This is a genomic window from Comamonas kerstersii, from assembly GCF_002056725.1.
Taxonomy (GTDB): domain Bacteria; phylum Pseudomonadota; class Gammaproteobacteria; order Burkholderiales; family Burkholderiaceae_C; genus Comamonas; species Comamonas kerstersii.
In genome coordinates, this window is sequence record NZ_CP020121.1 from 1,587,956 (window position 1) to 1,605,729 (window position 17,774).

At 60.5% G+C, this 17,774-nt stretch carries 16 protein-coding genes and 1 riboswitch; of the genes, 11 read left to right on the top strand and 5 right to left on the bottom strand.

Features of this window, described 5'->3' with window-relative positions; genetic code table 11:
- The first annotated feature begins 54 nt into the window (after positions 1 to 54).
- Together B5M06_RS07390 and B5M06_RS07395 are read left to right on the top strand one after the other, a co-directional pair.
- Positions 55 to 1,488, top strand: coding sequence for a bifunctional enoyl-CoA hydratase/phosphate acetyltransferase (locus B5M06_RS07390; RefSeq protein ID WP_054065938.1), 1,434 nt, complete (start codon positions 55 to 57; stop codon positions 1,486 to 1,488).
- Positions 1,489 to 1,508: 20 nt separating this feature from the next.
- Positions 1,509 to 2,726: an acetate/propionate family kinase gene (locus B5M06_RS07395; protein WP_054065937.1), complete on the top strand. Its 1,218-nt coding sequence runs from the start codon at positions 1,509 to 1,511 to the stop codon at positions 2,724 to 2,726.
- Between the two features lie 62 nt (positions 2,727 to 2,788).
- Here the strand turns inward: B5M06_RS07395 and B5M06_RS17650 are convergent, their stop codons facing one another.
- On the bottom strand, positions 2,789 to 4,867 hold the full coding sequence (locus B5M06_RS17650; RefSeq protein ID WP_054065936.1) for an EAL domain-containing protein: 2,079 nt from the start codon (positions 4,865 to 4,867) through the stop codon (positions 2,789 to 2,791).
- A 305-nt stretch (positions 4,868 to 5,172) separates the two neighbouring features.
- On the opposite strand from B5M06_RS17650, the gene dtd reads away from it, so the two are divergent.
- From dtd to B5M06_RS07425, 5 genes are all read left to right on the top strand, one after another.
- Entirely contained in the window at positions 5,173 to 5,631 is a 459-nt protein-coding gene (gene dtd / locus B5M06_RS07405) for a D-aminoacyl-tRNA deacylase (RefSeq protein ID WP_054065935.1), read from the top strand.
- A 44-nt stretch (positions 5,632 to 5,675) separates the two neighbouring features.
- A riboswitch (S-adenosyl-L-homocysteine riboswitch) is annotated at positions 5,676 to 5,788 on the top strand.
- Positions 5,789 to 5,867: 79 nt separating this feature from the next.
- Positions 5,868 to 7,283: an adenosylhomocysteinase gene (gene ahcY / locus B5M06_RS07410; protein WP_054065934.1), complete on the top strand. Its 1,416-nt coding sequence runs from the start codon at positions 5,868 to 5,870 to the stop codon at positions 7,281 to 7,283.
- Positions 7,284 to 7,416: 133 nt separating this feature from the next.
- Positions 7,417 to 8,589 carry a TlyA family RNA methyltransferase gene (locus tag B5M06_RS07415; RefSeq protein ID WP_054065933.1) on the top strand — a complete coding sequence of 391 codons (1,173 nt, stop codon included), beginning with the start codon at positions 7,417 to 7,419 and terminating at the stop codon, positions 8,587 to 8,589.
- A gap of 39 nt (positions 8,590 to 8,628) precedes the next feature.
- Entirely contained in the window at positions 8,629 to 9,504 is an 876-nt protein-coding gene (gene metF / locus B5M06_RS07420; RefSeq protein ID WP_054065932.1) for a methylenetetrahydrofolate reductase [NAD(P)H], read from the top strand.
- A gap of 84 nt (positions 9,505 to 9,588) precedes the next feature.
- Positions 9,589 to 10,200, top strand: coding sequence for a septal ring lytic transglycosylase RlpA family protein (locus B5M06_RS07425; RefSeq protein ID WP_240184018.1), 612 nt, complete (start codon positions 9,589 to 9,591; stop codon positions 10,198 to 10,200).
- A 104-nt stretch (positions 10,201 to 10,304) separates the two neighbouring features.
- Here B5M06_RS07425 and B5M06_RS07430 read toward each other — a convergent pair whose 3' ends face one another.
- On the bottom strand, positions 10,305 to 11,207 hold the full coding sequence (locus B5M06_RS07430) for a 23S rRNA (adenine(2030)-N(6))-methyltransferase RlmJ (RefSeq protein WP_054065930.1): 903 nt from the start codon (positions 11,205 to 11,207) through the stop codon (positions 10,305 to 10,307).
- Positions 11,208 to 11,524: 317 nt separating this feature from the next.
- On the opposite strand from B5M06_RS07430, the gene rplM reads away from it, so the two are divergent.
- The 3 genes from rplM to erpA all read left to right on the top strand — a co-directional run bounded on the left by rplM (position 11,525) and on the right by erpA (position 12,961).
- Positions 11,525 to 11,953 carry a 50S ribosomal protein L13 gene (gene rplM / locus B5M06_RS07435; RefSeq protein ID WP_003059004.1) on the top strand — a complete coding sequence of 143 codons (429 nt, stop codon included), beginning with the start codon at positions 11,525 to 11,527 and terminating at the stop codon, positions 11,951 to 11,953.
- 10 nt (positions 11,954 to 11,963) lie between these two features.
- Positions 11,964 to 12,356 carry a 30S ribosomal protein S9 gene (rpsI, locus tag B5M06_RS07440; protein ID WP_054065929.1) on the top strand — a complete coding sequence of 131 codons (393 nt, stop codon included), beginning with the start codon at positions 11,964 to 11,966 and terminating at the stop codon, positions 12,354 to 12,356.
- A gap of 239 nt (positions 12,357 to 12,595) precedes the next feature.
- On the top strand, positions 12,596 to 12,961 hold the full coding sequence (gene erpA / locus B5M06_RS07445; protein ID WP_054065928.1) for an iron-sulfur cluster insertion protein ErpA: 366 nt from the start codon (positions 12,596 to 12,598) through the stop codon (positions 12,959 to 12,961).
- 171 nt (positions 12,962 to 13,132) lie between these two features.
- On the opposite strand, the gene B5M06_RS07450 is transcribed toward erpA, so the two are convergent.
- Positions 13,133 to 14,293: an anhydro-N-acetylmuramic acid kinase gene (locus B5M06_RS07450; RefSeq protein WP_054065927.1), complete on the bottom strand. Its 1,161-nt coding sequence runs from the start codon at positions 14,291 to 14,293 to the stop codon at positions 13,133 to 13,135.
- Between the two features lie 68 nt (positions 14,294 to 14,361).
- A complete protein-coding gene (locus tag B5M06_RS07455) occupies positions 14,362 to 15,720 on the bottom strand; it encodes a M23 family metallopeptidase (protein ID WP_054065926.1) in 1,359 nt (452 codons plus the stop codon).
- A gap of 185 nt (positions 15,721 to 15,905) precedes the next feature.
- Here B5M06_RS07455 and tyrS point away from each other — a divergent pair, with 185 nt between their 5' ends.
- The gene (tyrS, locus tag B5M06_RS07460; protein WP_054065925.1) at positions 15,906 to 17,138 is read left to right on the top strand and encodes a tyrosine--tRNA ligase; all 1,233 of its coding nucleotides are present in this window, start codon (positions 15,906 to 15,908) and stop codon (positions 17,136 to 17,138) included.
- 124 nt (positions 17,139 to 17,262) lie between these two features.
- Here tyrS and B5M06_RS07465 read toward each other — a convergent pair whose 3' ends face one another.
- The gene (locus tag B5M06_RS07465; protein WP_054065924.1) at positions 17,263 to 17,772 is read right to left on the bottom strand and encodes a GlcG/HbpS family heme-binding protein; all 510 of its coding nucleotides are present in this window, start codon (positions 17,770 to 17,772) and stop codon (positions 17,263 to 17,265) included.
- Positions 17,773 to 17,774 lie beyond the last annotated feature (2 nt).

Below are 17,774 nucleotides of genomic sequence, written 5' to 3' on the forward strand. Positions count from 1 at the left end.
GCCAGGGCAGTCCGTCATCCGCACACCACACAAAGACAAAGGGAGAACATCCGAATGCATACGAACGCACCAGAGACTAAATGGATGGAAAACGTCACCTATGACGAATTGACGGTGGGGCAAAGTGCGCGCCTGCTGCGCACAGTGCGCCTAGAGGACATCCAGGCATTTGCGGCGGTGTCTGGTGACATCAACCCCGCACACCTGAACGCAGAATATGCCGACAGCACCATGTTCCATGGCGTGATTGCCCACGGCATGCTGGGCGCAGCCCTGATTTCAGCCCTGTTTGGTACACAGTTCCCTGGCCCGGGCACGATTTATCTGGGGCAGGAGCTGAAGTTCACCCGGCCTGTGCGTATCGGTGACACCCTGACGGTGCTGGCCACGGTGGCGGAAAAGGACGACGAGAAAAAACGCGTCAAGATGGACTGTCTGGTGACCAACCAGAAGGGCGAGGTGGTGCTCAAGGGTGAAGCCAAGCTGATGCCACCGACCCAGAAAGTCAAAGTGCAGCGCATTGATGCGCCGCGCATCCAGCTGTTTGACCCCGAAGCACGCCAGAAAGACTTGCTGGCCCGTGTGCAGTCGCTGGAGGCTGTGCGTTGCGCCGTGGTACACCCCTGCGATGAAGGCTCGCTCAGCGGTGCCATGGACTCAGCCCGCCATGGCCTGATCATTCCCGTGCTGATTGGTCCTGAGGGGCGTATTCGCCGCGTGGCGGAGGAAGCTGGTATCAACCTCGACGGCGTGGAAATCATTTCCGTGGAGCACAGCCACGCAGCAGCAGAGCTGGCAGCGGCCATGGCAGCACGTCAGGATGTGGAAATTCTGATGAAGGGCAGCCTGCACACCGACGAGCTGCTCAAGGCCGTGCTGGCTCAGCCGGCACTGCGCACGGGGCGGCGCCTCTCGCACATCTTCCGCTTTGATGTGCCGCTGTACGATAAACCACTCTTGATCACCGATGCAGCCATCAACATTCGCCCCAGCCTGCTGGAAAAGGTGGACATTGTGCAGAACGCCATCGACTTTGCACGCGTGCTGGGCACGGAAAAGCCCAAGGTGGCCATCCTCTCAGCGGTGGAAACCGTCACCCCCAGCATTCCTTCCACACTGGACGCTGCCGCCCTGTGCAAGATGGCAGACCGTGGCCAGATCAAGGGCGGTGAGCTCGATGGCCCGCTGGCGTTTGACAACGCCGTGTCCATGGATGCGGTGCGCATCAAGGGCATTGACTCCGGAGTGGCTGGGCAGGCCGATATTCTGATGGTGCCGGATCTGGAAAGCGGCAATATGGTGGCCAAGCAGCTCGAGTATCTGGCGCATGCATCTGGCTCCGGGCTGGTGCTGGGAGCCCATGTGCCGATTGCGCTGACCAGCCGTGCCGATGGTCCACGCGCCCGTGTAGCATCCTGCGTGCTGGCGCTGCTGGCAGCGCATGAAAAGCGCAAGCAGCGCGCCGAAAACGCCTGGAAGCTGGGTTGAACCCGAAGGGGAGTCTGACAATGGCCATTCTTGCCGTGAATGCGGGGTCTTCCTCGCTGAAATTTTCCCTGCACCCACTCAAGGACGGGCAGGTGCAGCCCTTTGTACTGTCCGGCAACATCCAGGGGCTGGAGCCTCAGGGCTCACCCATGATGAGCTGGGCGTATCTGGGGAAAAAACATACCGAGCCACTGAATGTCAGTGCTGGCAGCACCTCGTTTGCAGCAGCGCTGCAGGGAGTGCGTGCGCTGATCGATCGTCTGGAAGCTGCACCAGACATCGAGGCCGTTGCGCACCGTGTGGTGCATGGTGGTGGCGTGTTCACGGCATCGGTGCTGGTGACTGATGCAGTGCTGGAAAAGCTCGCGACCTTTAATTCACTGGCGCCGCTGCACCAGCCGCACAACCTGGAAGGCATTCGCCAGTTCCGGGCGGCGTTTCCGCAGTTGCCGCAGATCGCCTGCTTTGACACAGCCTTTCACGCCACCATGCCTGAGGTGGACTATGCCTTTGCCCTGCCCAAGGCGCTGCAGGACCAGGGGGTGCGCCGCTATGGTTTTCATGGCCTGTCCTACCAGTACATCATGTCCGTGCTGCAGGAGCGCACCATCCGTGGCCGTGGCCGCGTGGTGATGGCGCACCTGGGCAATGGTGCCAGCCTGTGCGCGGCGCTGGCGGGCAACAGTGTGGCAACCACCATGGGCTTCTCTGCGCTCGATGGCCTGATGATGGGCACGCGCAGCGGCTCGCTCGATGCCGGTGTGCTGCTGTATCTGATGGAGCAGGGCTGGAGCTATGCGCAGATGGAAAAGCTGCTCTACAAGCAAAGCGGTCTGCTGGGGGTGTCCGGCATTTCTGCTGACATGCGCAAGCTGCGTGCCGACGGCAGCGAAAACGCCCAGCGTGCGATTGACCAGTTCACACACCGCGTGATTCGCGAGACCGGCGCGCTGGTGGCCTGCCTGGGCGGGCTGGATGCGCTGGCCTTCAGCGGCGGCATTGGTGAAAACGATGCGGTGCTGCGCGAGCATGTGTGTGAGCGGCTCAGTTGGCTGGGCATTCGTCTGGATGCACAGCGCAACCAGGAAGCCACAGGCAAGGAAGCCTATGCCGTGCACGCACCGGATAGCTCTGTGGAAATCTGGGTGATTCCTACCGACGAAGGCCGTGTGGCCGCCCGTGAAGCAGCCGCCTTGCTGCAGGCGCAGCGTTCCGTGCAAGCTGCCCAGATTGCATAGCGCTGCCTGACGGCGGAAGCGCAGGACGCTGGAGGCACTGAGCAAGTGCCTTCAGCGTTTTTTCATGCAAAGGATGTGTGGCGCTGGCGGTGCTGCAGTTGCCACCGGGTGGCATCTTCGGCAGTCATGGGGCGAGCCAGATAGTAGCCCTGTGCCAGGTCACAGCCCAGCTGCTGCAGCAGCTCCCATTGCTCCCGGGTTTCCACGCCTTCTGCCACGGTACGCAAACACAGGCTTTTGGCCATGTGGATGATGGCAGTGACCAGATTGACATCGTCCTGATCCTGCAGGATGTCCTGAATAAAGCTGCGGTCGATCTTGAGCTTGTCCAGCGGGTAGCGCTTGAGGTAGGCCAGAGACGAATAGCCCGTGCCAAAGTCATCAATGGACAAGCGCACGCCCAGCTGCTGCAGGGCTTGCAGCGTGCCCAGCACATGGCTGGATTGTTTCATCAGCGTGGTTTCCGTCAGCTCAATTTCCAGCCACTGTGCTGCCACGCCTGTGGACTGCAGCACCTGCTGGACTTCGGCCAGCAGATGGCTATGGCTGAACTCAATGGCCGACATGTTCACGGATACCACCACGGGCGGCAGCCCTGCATCGCGCCAGGCGCGGATCTGTTTGCAGGCGCTGCGCATGACCCAGCGGTCGATCAGAGAGATCAAACCACGTGACTCGGCAAAGGCAATGAATTCACCGGGCGGCAGCAGGCCGCGCTCGGGGTGTTGCCAGCGCACCAGGGCTTCAAAGCCTTCGAGCCGCTGTGTCTGGAAATTCCACAGTGGCTGGTAGTGCAGCGCCAGGCCCTGGTCATTTTCTACGGCTTCGCGCAGCAGCCGGTCCTGCGCGAGCAGGCGGCTGGGGCGCATGTCCAGCAGTGCGCTGTAGTACTGCAGTGCGCCGTGCCCCATCTTTTTGGCGGTTTCCATGGCGGCGCTGGCATTGAGCAGCAGGGCATCGGCGCTGTTGCCGTCTTCCGGGTAGAGGCTGATGCCGATGGAGGCTGGCAGATGCACCTGTTCACTGGGCAGGGTGTAGGGCTTGTTGAGCACAAAGCGCAGCTCGCGCGCAATGCACTCGGGCTGGCAGGCGGTCAGCGGTGAAGCCAGTACCACCACAAATTCGTCACCGCTCAGGCGGGCCACGATGTCATCCGGGTGTACCTTGCTGCGCAGGCGGCGCGCCACCTCGGTGAGCACCTTGTCTCCAGCTTCGTGGCCCAGGGAGTCATTCACATCCTTGAAGTGGTCCAGGTCCACATACAGCACGGCCGCCGGGTATTTGCTCTGCTGGGCATGGGCGATGGCCGGTTGCAGCTGGCGCATCAACCCCTGACGGTTGGGCAGACGGGTGAGTGGGTCGTGAAAGGCCAGAAAATGTATTTCTGCTTCTGCCCGCTTGCGTTCGCTGATGTCGCGCAGCACCAGCAGGCCGATCTGCGAATCGCCCTCTGGCAGCAGGCTGATGTTTATCTCCACATCCATTTCCTGCCCGTTGTGGTGCAGCAGTCGGGTTTCGTAGGCGTGTTCCGTGCCTTGCTCCATCAGCCGTGCAGAGTCGGCGCGCAGCACATGGGGCAGCAGATGCAGCACGGGCTTGTCCAGCAGCTGGCTCAAGGGGTAGCCGGTCAGGGCTATGGCGGCTGGGTTGGCGTCAAAGATCTGGCGGTTGCGAAAGAAGATGATGGCCTCGCGCGTGGCATTGGCATAGCGCTGCAGCCGGGTGTTCCAGTCCTGCACCAGCTGCGCAGCATCCAGCGGCGACAGGTTGTGCTGTGGCATCACGATGATGGCGTTGACCTGCCCGCCCTGTTTCTGTGCGATGAGCAGGGTGGGGATGCACTGATCCCGGACATACACCAGCAGGGTCTGCAGGCTGGCACCCTGGGTGCAGGCACTGGCCAGGCGTTCGAGTTCGCACTTCCAGCGCTTCCAGTTGCAGGGGGCAAGATAGTGCTGCGGCGCCTGACCGAGCAGCTCCTGCACAGGCATGTCAAACAGCTGGGCATAGGCTGCGTTGGCCCAGGTGCAGCGGCCATCTGGCCAGTTCAGGCATGCCATGGGCGCACCGATGCTCAGCGCCACGGCGTGCAGGAGGTCTTGCGGTGTTTCGTGAGGAAGGCGGGGTTGTGCGGGCGTCATGGATGCACCGAATGTCGGGTCAGTACGTGACAAGACCGTGCCAGCGCAGCGTGTGCCGGAGGGACGCACAGAGGGTGAAGACAGGGGCGGGGTTCATGTATCAGGATAGAGCGAGCATTGGAGTCAGGCCTTGCGTTAGGGCAAGCTTTGAGCGTCGAAGTCCCGATCGCTCCGGGACGTCTGCTCTGTACATGGCATGCATAAAATGAGAGCGCTCAGCGCAGGAGAAATCTGGAATTCAAAGTGCTTGAAGTGCAAAACTGAAGCACTGCAAGCGGTCGATGCTCTATTTTTTGATTAAGAAGATGAAAGTGTTATTGCAACGCGTATGCCAGGCGCGCGTGGAAATTGCCGGGCAGGTGTCCGGCGCGATCGGGCATGGTCTGCTGGCACTGGTCTGTGCCGAGCAGGGTGACAGCGAAAAAGAAGCCGACAAGCTGCTGGCCAAGATCTTGAAGCTGCGCATCTTCAGCGACGAGGCAGGCAAGATGAACCGCAGCGTGCAGGATGTGGGCGGCGGTCTGCTCATCGTGAGCCAGTTCACGCTGGCAGCCGACACCAGCAGTGGCAATCGCCCCAGCTTTACCCAGGCGGCCAGACCGGATGAAGGCCGGCGCCTGTATGACTACTTTGTGCAGCAGGCACGTGCGCTCTATGCAGCGGGGCCCGTGCAGACCGGCGAATTTGGTGCAGACATGCAGGTGCATCTGGTCAATGACGGGCCGGTGACCATTCCCATGCGTATTGCCCCCGCTGCTGCCTGACGGCGGCAGAACTGCGGACGCTCGCGTACAATACGCGCCTCTTTCCTTTCGAGGAGCGTTGCAGCGTCCACCCCAAGTCAGCGGTGGCGTGAGGCTCGGAAGGGCAGCAGGGCCGCTTCAGGCGGCGCTCGCTTCTTGGCAACGACGCTCACCCACGCTTTCTGTGCGGTGAGGCCTGTCAGCCCAAAATCCCCAGAACGTGGTTTTTTCAAGTTGTTTTCCGCACAGGAGAAACCATGAGCAACACACTCGACCGCGCCATTGCGGACATCTCTCTGGCCGACTGGGGTCGTAAAGAAATCAAGATCGCTGAAACCGAAATGCCTGGCCTGATGGCTGTGCGTGAAGAGTTTGCTGCGCAGCAGCCCTTGAAGGGCGCACGCATCACCGGCTCCCTGCACATGACGATTCAGACCGCCGTGCTGATCGAGACACTGACCGCACTGGGCGCAGAAGTGCGCTGGGCTTCGTGCAATATCTTCTCGACCCAGGACCACGCCGCGGCCGCGATTGCCGCCACCGGTGTGCCCGTGTTCGCCATCAAGGGTGAAACACTGGAAGACTACTGGGATTACACCCACCGTATCTTTGAATTCGGCCCCGCAGGCAGCGATGCTGAAGGCCCCAACATGATCCTGGACGATGGCGGCGACGCCACCATGCTCATGCACCTGGGCATGCGCGCTGAAAAAGACCTCTCCGTGCTGGACAACCCCGGCTCGGAAGAAGAAAAGATTGTGTTTGCCGCTATCCGTGCCAAGCTGGCCCAGGACCCCACCTGGTACAGCCGCAAGTCCGCCAAGATCATGGGCGTGACCGAAGAAACCACCACTGGTGTGCACCGCCTGAACGAAATGTCTGCCAACGGCACACTGAAGTTCCGCGCCATCAACGTGAACGACTCGGTGACCAAGTCCAAGTTCGACAACCTGTACGGCTGCCGCGAATCGCTGGTGGACGGCATCAAGCGTGCCACCGACGTGATGATCGCCGGCAAGATCGCCGTGGTCGCTGGCTACGGTGACGTGGGCAAGGGCTGCGCCCAGGCGCTGGCTGCGCTGCGCGCCCAGGTGTGGGTGACGGAGATCGACCCCATCAACGCCCTGCAGGCCTGCATGGAAGGCTACAAGGTCGTGACCATGGAATATGCCGCCGACAAGGCCGACATCTTCGTGACCACCACCGGCAACCGTGACGTGATCCGCCATGAGCACATGGTCGCCATGAAGAACGAAGCCATCGTCTGCAACATCGGTCACTTCGACAACGAAATCGACGTGGCTTCGCTGGAGCAGTACCAGTGGGAAGAGATCAAGCCCCAGGTCGATCACGTGATCTTCCCTGACGGCAAGCGCATCACCCTGCTGGCCAAGGGTCGTCTGGTGAACCTGGGCTGCGCCACCGGCCACCCCTCGTTCGTGATGTCCAACTCCTTTGCCAACCAGACCCTGGCGCAGATCGAGCTGTTCACACGCCCTGACGCCTACGAAGTGGGCAAGGTGTATGTGCTGCCCAAGATCCTGGACGAAAAGGTCGCCCGTCTGCACCTGAAGAAGGTGGGCGCACAGCTGACCGAGCTGACCGACACCCAGGCCGCCTACATCGGCGTGAAGAAGGAAGGCCCTTACAAGCCTGACACCTACCGCTACTAAGCTGTGGCGGTGGCATGATGAGGCGCAGGAAGTCCTCGCCATGCCTGCTCTGGCGCTTGATGTTTTTCATAGCTGCCAGCGCTTGCTGGATCAGCGCCAGAGCCCAATTTGAGTCATAAAAGGAAACTACGCAATGCGCGCAGATGTATTTTTGGTGGACAACGGCTATGCCACCACCCGTTCTCAGGCACAGCGCCTGATTGCTTCGGGCGTGGAATGGCGTCTGACACCACTGGCCCCATGGAAAAAAGTTGTCAAGAATGGTGACGACATTCCTGCTGGCGCCGAGCTCAAGCTGCTCGACGATGCCGAGGTCAAATTCATCTCCCGCGGTGGTTTGAAGCTGGAAGGCGCTCTCAAGGCCACTGGCTTGAAGATTGAAGGTCTGCGTTGTCTGGACGTGGGTCAGAGCACAGGCGGCTTTACCGACTGCATGCTCAAGCACGGCGCAGCACAGGTGATTGGCGTGGACGTTGGTCAGGGCCAGCTGCACGAGAGCCTGCGCGCGGATGTGCGGGTGATTTGCGTGGAGGGACTGAATGCCCGCTCCATGACCGCAGAAGCGCTGGAAGACGCCTGCGAAGAAGTGATTTCTGAGCGCTGGGAAGAGGAAGAAGACAACGACACCCAGCCTCAGGCGCCCTATGCGTGGATGCGCAATGGCGGCGAAGTCGGCGAAGACTACGACGACAGCAACGACGCCAAGGACGCTGAGATTGAAGCCTTCAAGGCCGAGCGCGCCGCCAAGGCCAAGGCCCGCGAAGAAGGCACCATCCCTACCGAGCGCCGCCGTAAGGCGGAATATGCCGAGGTGGACACTACGGCCGAGTTTGACTTTGTGACCGGCGATGTGTCCTTTATCTCGCTGACGCTGGTGCTGCCTGCTGTAGTGCGCCTGCTCAAGCCACACGGCCACCTGCTGATGCTGGTCAAGCCCCAGTTTGAACTGCAGCCGGGCCAGGTCGGCAAGGGCGGCATTGTGCGCGACCCCGCCCTGTACAAGGAAGTGGAAGAGCGCATCCGCGCCTGCCTGACGGAGCTGGGCCTGGAAGTGAAGGCATGGCTGGATTCGCCCATTGAAGGCGGTGACGGCAACCACGAATTCTTTGTGCATGCCGTGCAGGGTGCAGAAATCAAGCATCTGGACCAGCCTTTGCCAGAGCAGCCTGCTGCGCCTGCAGCCAAGCGCGTCTCGCGCACCGTGCTGCGTGAGCTCAAGCGCATCGACATCATCGACGATGAAGAAGATGGCTACAACGTGCCCGGGCCTGCACGCCCCAAGCGTAAAAACGTCAAGAAGTATTGATGACCGCGCAGGGCGCGCGCTGCGCCCTGCGTCCCCCAGATGCCAACAGCCTGCCGGGAGGGCAGGCCAGGAGTGAGCAACGTGGCAACAGCTTTCCCTATCAGTTTCGAGTTTTTCCCCACCAAGACGCCGGAAGGCGCGGCCAAGCATGTGCAGGTGCGCAAGGACTTGTATGCCCGTCAGCCCGAGTTCTGCTCGGTGACCTATGGCGCGGGTGGTTCCACCCAGGCCGGCACATTCAGCATGGTGCGCGACATTCAGGCCGAAGGCATGCAGGCAGCCTGCCACTTCTCCTGCATCGGTGCGACCAGCGAGAAGGTGCGCAGCGAGCTGCAGCAGCTCAAGGACATGGGCGTCAAGCGCATCATGGCGCTGCGTGGTGACCTGCCCAGCGGCTATGGTCTGGGCGGTGAATTTCACTACGCCAGCGATCTGGTGGCCTTTATCCGCAAGGAGTTTGGTGACTGGTTCCACATCGAGGTGGCCGCCTATCCCGAGACCCACCCCCAGGCCAAGTCGCCCGATGCAGACCTGCGTGCCTTTGCCACCAAGATCCAGGCCGGTGCCAATAGCGCCATCACGCAATACTTCTACAACGCCGACGCATACTTGCGTTTTGTTGAAGGGATTCAAGCACTTGGCGTGTCGGTTCCGGTCGTTCCCGGTATCATGCCGATCACCAATTCTTCTCAACTCATGCGCTTTTCCGATGCGACAGGCGCTGAGATTCCCCGCTGGATTCGCCTGCGCCTGCAGGCCTATGGGGACGATGTAGCTTCCATTCGCGCCTTCGGCCTGGATGTGGTTGCACGACTGTGTGAGCAGCTTCGCGCCAACGGCGCCCCTGGCTTGCACTTCTATACGATGAACCAGAGCGCTTTCACCCTGGAGCTGTGTGATCGTCTGGGCCTCTGAGGCCCGGGCTTAGCACCTGCTGACCCTTGCGTGATGCCTGTGGCTCACTGCTTCAAGGGTCAGTCCATGTCAGAACCAAGGTGCTTGTCATTTCCTGAAACCGTAACGTGTGCACCGCTGCCTCGCCGCAGCGGCATAGCCTTGAGCGCCGTGCTGCTGAGCATGGCGCTGGCAGCCTGTACACCGCTGCAGACCTCCAGCGACGCCAAAGGCACTGCCCCAGCTGCTCGTGTGCAGGGCACGGGCCTGCATGGCTCCGAACAACTGGCCAAGGTGGCGCCACCAGCCATGCGCTGGGACCGCATGGGCGATCCTGCCAAGGCGGTGGAGAACCATTTGTACGAACTGCAGTGGCCCGAGGTCGATCAGCAGGGCATGGCCTCCTGGTATGGCCCGGGCTTTCATGGCCGCAAGACCGCCAATGGCGAGCGCTTTAACCAGTTTGACCTGACCGCCGCCCACCCCACCTATGCCTTTGGCACCCAGCTGTGCGTGCGCAGCAAGGCCACAGGTCAAGCCGTGGTGGTGCGTGTGAACGACCGTGGCCCCTTTGTCAAAAACCGCGTGATTGATCTGAGCAAGGCGGCCGCCGAAGAAATCGGCCTGCTGGACAAAGGCGTGAAGGCCGTGGAGATCTACAAGCTCGACGACGGTCAGGAGGAATGCCCCGCTGCCTTGCTGCAGGCGCAGGGTTAAAGTCAGCATCTAAAAAAAGAGCGGCTAGCGCAGCTGATACAAGGGTTTGACAATCATTTGATTTGCAAACCCAGCAGTATCAAGCGCTAGCTGCTCTTTTTTATTTATTCGCCGAACTCCAGCGTGTGGGTGGCGTTCTTGTCTTGCGCCAGCAGCTGCTGCATCTGGGGCAGGGCTTCTTTCAGTGCGGCGCGCAGCGTAAAGGGCGGATTGATCAGGAACATGCCGCTGGCGGGCAGGCCAGGGCGTTTGCCTTCGGTGGCATTGCCCCAGTCGTTGACCTCACTGCGGATCTTGCTGCCCTTGACCGTGAGCGTGGCGTGCAGCCAGCTGCGGCCTGCCTTGGTGGCCATGGTCTTGAGGCGCTTGGGCAGATCGTGCGCTTCCTGGCGCGGAATGATGGGATACCACACGGCATACGTGCCGGTGGCAAAGCGCACCAGCGCATCCTCGATCATGGTCAGCACGCGGCCGTAGTCGGTCTTCATTTCATAGCTGGGGTCGCACAGCAAAAAACCGCGGCGCGAAGGTGGCGGCAGAAAGCGCTTCACGCCGGCAAAGCCGTCTTCCAGCAGCACTTCCACCTGCTTGCCGGCCTGCAGCTGAGCCATATTGCCGTCCAGCGAGCGCCAGTCGTTGGGGTGCAGCTCAAACAGGCGCAGCTTGTCCTGCGGGCGCAGCAGGCTTTGGGTGATGAAGGGCGAGCCGGGGTAGGTGCGCACACCCTTGCCCTGGTTCACGCTGCGCACGGTTTCCATATAGGCGCGCAATGCAGGCGTCAACTGGTCCAGCGGGGTGCTGGTCAGGCGCTCAATGCCGTCCTTGGATTCGCCGCTGGTGCTGGCAAAGTCGCCATCCAGGCGGTACAGGCCTGCACCGGCATGCGTGTCGATGACGCTGATGGCGGTTTCTTTCTGGGCCATGTGCTGCAGCGCAGCAATCAAAACAGTGTGCTTGAGCACGTCGGCGTGGTTACCGGCGTGAAAGCCGTGGCGGTAGCTGAACATAGGTCGTGATTCTTTTCGTTGTAGGGGCGCGGCGCTTGCGTGCGATGGGCAAGGCCGCTCAGATGTGTCTAGTGTGCCTAGTGTGAGCGCTCTGAGCGTCAGGTGGTCAATTCCACACAAAGACACAGTGCGATGGCGCCATTGGACGCTATTTTGTATAATGGCGGGCTTCGCAGCGATTTTATGGGTCCCGCGGCGAAGTGTTTGGCAGTGTGCTTGCACGCGGTCAGGCAGTTACCGCCTAAGAGGCTTCCTTTTTAAGAAGAAGCGCCGACCGCGGAAAAGGGCCCGCAAACCCTCTTAGAAAGAGTAATCTCATGTCTACATTCAGCGCAAAGCCCGCTGAGGTGCAACACGAGTGGTTTGTGATTGACGCCACCGACAAGGTGCTCGGACGTGTCGCCAGCGAAGTGGCACTCCGTCTGCGCGGCAAGCACAAGGCAATCTACACACCTCACGTTGACACCGGCGACTACATCGTCATCATCAACGCCTCCAAGCTCAAGGTCACTGGCACCAAGAACCTGGACAAGGTGTACTACCGTCACTCCGGTTTCCCCGGTGGCATCACTGCTACTAACTTCCGCGACCTGCAGGCTAAGTTCCCTGGCCGCGCTCTGGAGAAGGCCGTTAAGGGCATGCTGCCCAAGGGTCCTCTGGGCTACGCCATGATCAAGAAGCTGAAGGTGTACGGCGGTGCTGAGCACCCCCATACCGCACAGCAGCCTAAGGCTCTGGAAATCTAAGGAGACTTGAATGATTGGTGATTGGAACAATGGTACCGGCCGTCGCAAGTCCAGCGTCGCTCGTGTATTCCTGAAGAAGGGCTCCGGCAAGATCACTGTGAATGGCAAAGACATTCAGCAGTACTTCGGCCGCGAAACTTCCATCATGATCGCTAAGCAGCCTCTGGCGCTGACCGATAACCTGGAAGCTTTCGACATCCAGATCAACGTCCACGGTGGCGGCGAATCTGGTCAGGCTGGTGCAGCCCGTCACGGCATCACTCGTGCCCTGATCGACTATGACGCAGCTCTGAAGCCCGCGCTGAGCGCTGCTGGCTTTGTGACCCGCGACGCTCGCGAAGTTGAGCGTAAGAAGGTCGGTCTGCGCGGTGCTCGTCGCGCCAAGCAGTTCTCGAAGCGTTAATTCGCCTCAGACCTGGCTCGAAGGTGGTTGCCTCACGGCAGCTGCCTTCCCACAAAAAAGCCGCTATTGCTCTTGGGCATGGCGGCTTTTTTGTGGGAGTCTCCATGCCAGCTACCCCCATCTGGCCGCAAGGGTTAATGCCCACACTGGGACTGTCGTCAAATACCGCTCATGCTTAATTCCTGAGCAATCTGCAGTACCATTGCCGCCGATTTCAGAAGAATTCTCGGAGTATCCCCATGAGCGCCGTAGCCGAAAACACGACCACCGAAATGCCAGAACCCATCATCTTCACCGACAGCGCAGCTGCCAAGGTGGCGGATCTGATTGCAGAAGAAGGCAACCCTGACCTGAAGCTGCGCGTCTTCGTGCAGGGCGGCGGCTGCTCGGGCTTCCAGTACGGTTTCACCTTTGACGAAATCGTCAACGAAGACGACACCACCATGACCAAGAATGGTGTGTCTCTGCTGATCGATGCCATGAGCTACCAGTACCTGCTGGGCGCAGAGATCGACTACAAGGAAGACCTGCAGGGTGCGCAGTTCGTGATCAAGAACCCCAATGCCACCACTACCTGTGGCTGCGGTTCCAGCTTCTCGGTATAAGCCGCGGGCACGAACGCTTCCCCTTCAAAAAAACAAAAAAGCCGCTGAATGTCAGCGGCTTTTTTGTATCTGCATCTTTAAAAAAGATAGCTGCTTGCGCTTGAATTGAAAGCTTTTTCAATACTTTTCTATTTGAAATCAAGTTGTATCAAGCGCTGGAAGCTATGCTTTTTAAGCAGGGTAGATGGCGCCGAGAATCCGTGGCCCTTGTGCACCTGTCACACGGGGCAGATTGCCGGGCAGGCCCTGCATGCACTGGCGTGCCAGCCAGGCAAAGGCGGCAGCTTCCACCTGCAGCGGTGGCATGCCACGCGCGGCCGTGCTTTCTACGCGCAGCTGGGGTAGCAGGGCTTGCAGTTGGCGCATCAGCTCGCCATTGAGCGCACCGCCACCACACACCAGCAGTGCATCACTGCGCACGCCAAAGCGGCTGACGGCTTCAGCACAGCTGTGGGCGGTCAGCGCGGTCAGCGTAGCCTGTACGTCTTCGGGGCGGGGTGCGCTGCTCAGTTGCCTCAGGTGTGACTGCAACCAGCGTGGGTTGAACAGGTCACGCCCCGTGCTTTTGGGTGGAGGTAGTTGCAGATAGGGCTCTGCCAGCATGGCATTCAGTAGCTCGGGCAGCACGCTGCCGCTGGCAGCCCATGCGCCATCACAGTCAAAAGGCTGGCCGGTGTGCTGCAGGCACCACCAGTCCATGAGGGCATTGCCAGGGCCGGTATCAAAGCCAATGACGGCGCTGCTGCTGTCGCACAGTGAGGGCAGGATGCTCAGGTTGGCAATGCCGCCAATATTGAGTACCAGCGTCGCCTGGTTCACGTGGCCAAAGATGCCCTGATGGAACGCTGGTACCAGCGGTGCGCCCTGGCCGCCAGCGGCCACGTCGCGGCTGCGCAGATCGGCCACCACGGTGATGCCGGTGCGCTCGGCCAGCAGGGCAGGGTTTTGCAGCTGCAGGGTGTAGCCCGTGCCATCGTGCATCTGGGGCTGATGGCGCACGGTCTGGCCGTGTGCACCAATGGCACGCACCTGCTGCGGGCGGGTGTCCGTGTCCTGCAGCAGCTGCTGCACCACGTTGGCATAGATGCGGCTGACGGCATTGCCGGCCAGTGCAGCGCGGTGCAGTTCGTTCATGCCGTCCGGGCTGTTCAGTGCCAGCAGTTCCTGGCGCAGGGCCATGGGGAATTCCAGGCTGGCATGGCGCAGGACCTGAATTTGCTGGCTGCTGTCCCAGCGTGCCAGTACACCGTCCACCCCATCGAGCGAGGTGCCTGACATCAGGCCAATGTACAGGTCAGCGCTGGCATGGGTGTGGTGTGTGGGTGCGGGCATGGGATGTGTCAGGCTCAAAGAAAAAGGGCCTCGAAAATCGAGGCCCTGTGAAGCGTAGCATACGCTGCTTATTGTGCGGAAGCCTGGCGAATCAACTCTGCAGAGGCCAGTTGCTCGTGCAGCGCACTGGCTTGCTTCATGAAGGCTTCACGCACTTTTTCAGAAATGGGGTTGGCTTCCTTGGCGGCAATCACCGACTGAGGGTCCTGGTGCACGCCATTGACGCGGAACTCAAAGTGCAGGTGAGGGCCGGTAGACCAGCCTGTGGAGCCAACGGCACCAATGTTCTGGCCCTGCTCCACACGCTGGCCCTTCTTGACGTCGATGCGGCTCAGGTGGGCGTAGACCGTGACATGGCTGGTGTTGGCGTGCTTGATGAAGATCACATTGCCAAAACCGTTTTGCCAGCCGGCAAAGTCCACCACACCATCACCCACGGTACGCACCTTGGTGCCTGTGGGGGCGGCATAGTCAGTGCCCAGGTGGCGACGCCATGTGCCGTGGATGGGGTGCTTGCGCATGGCAAAGTTGCTGCTGATGCGCGAGAACTCCACGGGCGAATTCAGATACGCGCGGCGCAGGCTGGAGCCGTCCATGGCGTAGTAGGAGCCGCGTTCACCGGGCTCTTCAAACCACATGGCCTGGTAGAGCTTGTCGCGGTTCTTGAACTCGGCAGCCAGCACACGGCCGGTGCGCAGAAATTCGCCATCCGCTTCCAGCGTTTCGTAGATGACCGAGAAACGGTCGCCCTTGTGCAGGCGGCGGAAGTCGATGTCCGAGAAGATGTCGGTCAGCTGAATGGCAACAGCATCGGGCAGGCCAGCATCATCGGTCGCTGCAAACAGCGAGGTGTGGATGGTGGCGCCGGTCAGGCGGGTGTTGACGGTCAGTGGAGCCGTAGAGACGGTGGCAGCGAATTCGCCATCGTCCTGACGCTCCAGCACCAGACGCTGGAAGTGGTCGCTGTTTTCATCCTGAATCCAGCGCACGGTCAGCTTGCGCAGCTGGTGGTCGTTGCTGGTTTCTGCAGAGACCAGGCGGCCGCTGCGGTTCAGGATGTGCTGACGCACCAGCTCATTGCTGCGCAGAAAAGCGGAAGCGCCGGGGTCTTCAACGCCCAGGCGCTTCAGCAGTGATTCTGGTGTGTCGCTCGCACGGGTGTATTCGGTGCGATAGAGAGAAAAATCGTTCAGATCGGTCAGGTCTGCCAGCGTGCTGCCATCAGCCAGCGAAGCGATGGGCTGTGTCAGTGTGCGGACGGGCAGATTCGCGGGATCGGGGCCGAACGAGGCTACGGCAAATGCACCGCCGCCTGCAGTCAACATGAAGGCTGCAATCGCTGCGGTGACGCGCTTGGGATGGCGCTGAATAGATTGTGCGAGCTGTGCGAGCCAGGCACGGCCAGCAGAAACTAGTTCGGTAGTCAAAACAGGAGTTCCCGGAAGTGATGTGTACCCCTCATGAAAGAGTATGTATGGGGGACGGGGGTACGAACTCTATGAGCATAGAGGCCATTGAACCATCTGTAAATGGTATGGCGACTAGAATCCACCACTGCAATTGATCCCGAAGTATACCGGGGAGGGTATTCCCCGTGCTGAGAACAAACTGTATGAATCAAAAAGCTGATACCACTTACCCGGTCACTGAGGCGGTTCAAAAAGCGCTGGCCGTTACCAAGCGTGGCGTTGATGAGTTGCTGCCCGAAGCAGACTGGACGCAAAAGCTCGCCCGCTCCGAAGCTACGGGCGTGCCTCTGCGTATCAAATTGGGTCTGGACCCTACAGCGCCTGATATCCATCTGGGTCATACAGTGGTGCTGAACAAGATGCGCCAGCTGCAAGATCTGGGCCATCAGGTGATTTTTCTGATTGGTGACTTCACGACCCTGATCGGCGATCCCTCGGGCCGTAACTCCACCCGTCCGCCGCTGACTGCGGAGCAGATCAAGGTCAATGCCGAAACCTACTACACCCAGGCTGCCAAGGTGCTTGACCCCGCAAGGACCGAGGTGCGCTACAACAGCGAATGGTGCGACCAGCTGGGCGCACGCGGCATGATCCAGCTGTCCGCCAAGTACACCGTGGCACGCATGATGGAGCGCAACGACTTCCACCAGCGTTTCACCGAAGGCAGCTCCATCAGCCTGCATGAATTCCTGTACCCCCTGCTGCAGGGTTATGACTCCGTGGCGCTCAAGGCAGATCTGGAGCTGGGAGGCACCGACCAGAAGTTCAACCTGATGATGGGCCGCCATCTGCAGGCGGAGTACGGTCAGGAACCGCAGTGCGTGCTAACCATGCCCCTGCTGGTAGGTCTGGACGGCGTGCACAAGATGTCCAAGTCCAAGAACAACTACATCGGCATCACCGAAGATGCGAACACCATGTTCGCCAAGACGCTGTCGATCTCGGACGATTTGATGTGGGACTGGTACACCCTGCTGTCCTTCAAGAGCCTGGACGAGATTGCCGCGCTCAAGGCAGAAGTGGAAGCTGGCCGCAATCCCAAGGATGCCAAGGTCATGCTGGCCAAGGAAATCACCGCGCGCTTCCACAGCGCAGCGGCGGCCGATGCTGCAGAGCAGGACTTCATCAACCGCTCCAAGGGCGGCATTCCTGACGACATCCCCGAGGTGACGCTGAGTGGCGCACCACTGGGTATTGGTGCACTGCTCAAGCAGGCCAACCTGGCTCCATCGACCAGCGAAGCCAACCGCCTGATTGATGGCGGCGGCGTGCGTGTGGATGGCGCGGTCATCAGCGATCGCGGCCTGAAGCTGGATGCAGGCACCTATGTGCTGCAAGTGGGCAAGCGCAAGTTTGCACGCGTGACCCTGGGCTGATCCAAGCACCAGTCTCAACAAAAAAAGCGGCTGCCTTGTCATCAAGGCAGCCGCTTTTTTACGTGTCAGATTTTGATAAAAATCTGCCTTCAGCGCTTGTGTAGCAAGCGCTGATAGCTATGTTTTAGTCAGCAAGTTGCTGTTGCACGGCTTCCAGTGCCTTCTGGGCGCAGGCTTCATCCAGATGGCCGCCAGGGGCACCGGCTACGCCAATGCCACCCACGGTAGCGTTACCCACCTTGATGGGCACGCCGCCAGCCAGGACCAGAAAGTCAGGAATGTCCGTCATGCCTGCGGCGTCAGGGTTGGACTGGACTGCCTTGGCAATGCCGCTGGTGGGATTGCGGGAGGAGGCCGAGGTGTAAGCCTTGGCCTGAGAGGCCTTGACGGTGTGAGGGCCAGCACCATCTGCACGGATAAAGCTCAGCAGCACGCCGGCGTTGTCCACGACGCTGACCGATACGACATAACCGGCTTCCGTGCATGCTGCTACGGCCTTTTGTGCCAGCAAGGAGGCGGTCGCGCTGGTGATGCTGGTGGACGTGGTGGTGCCCGCAGCCATGGCAGTACCGCCCATGGTCATGCAGGCGGCGGTGGTCAGGGTGAGGGCAAGTCGCTGGGCGCGAGATGGCATAG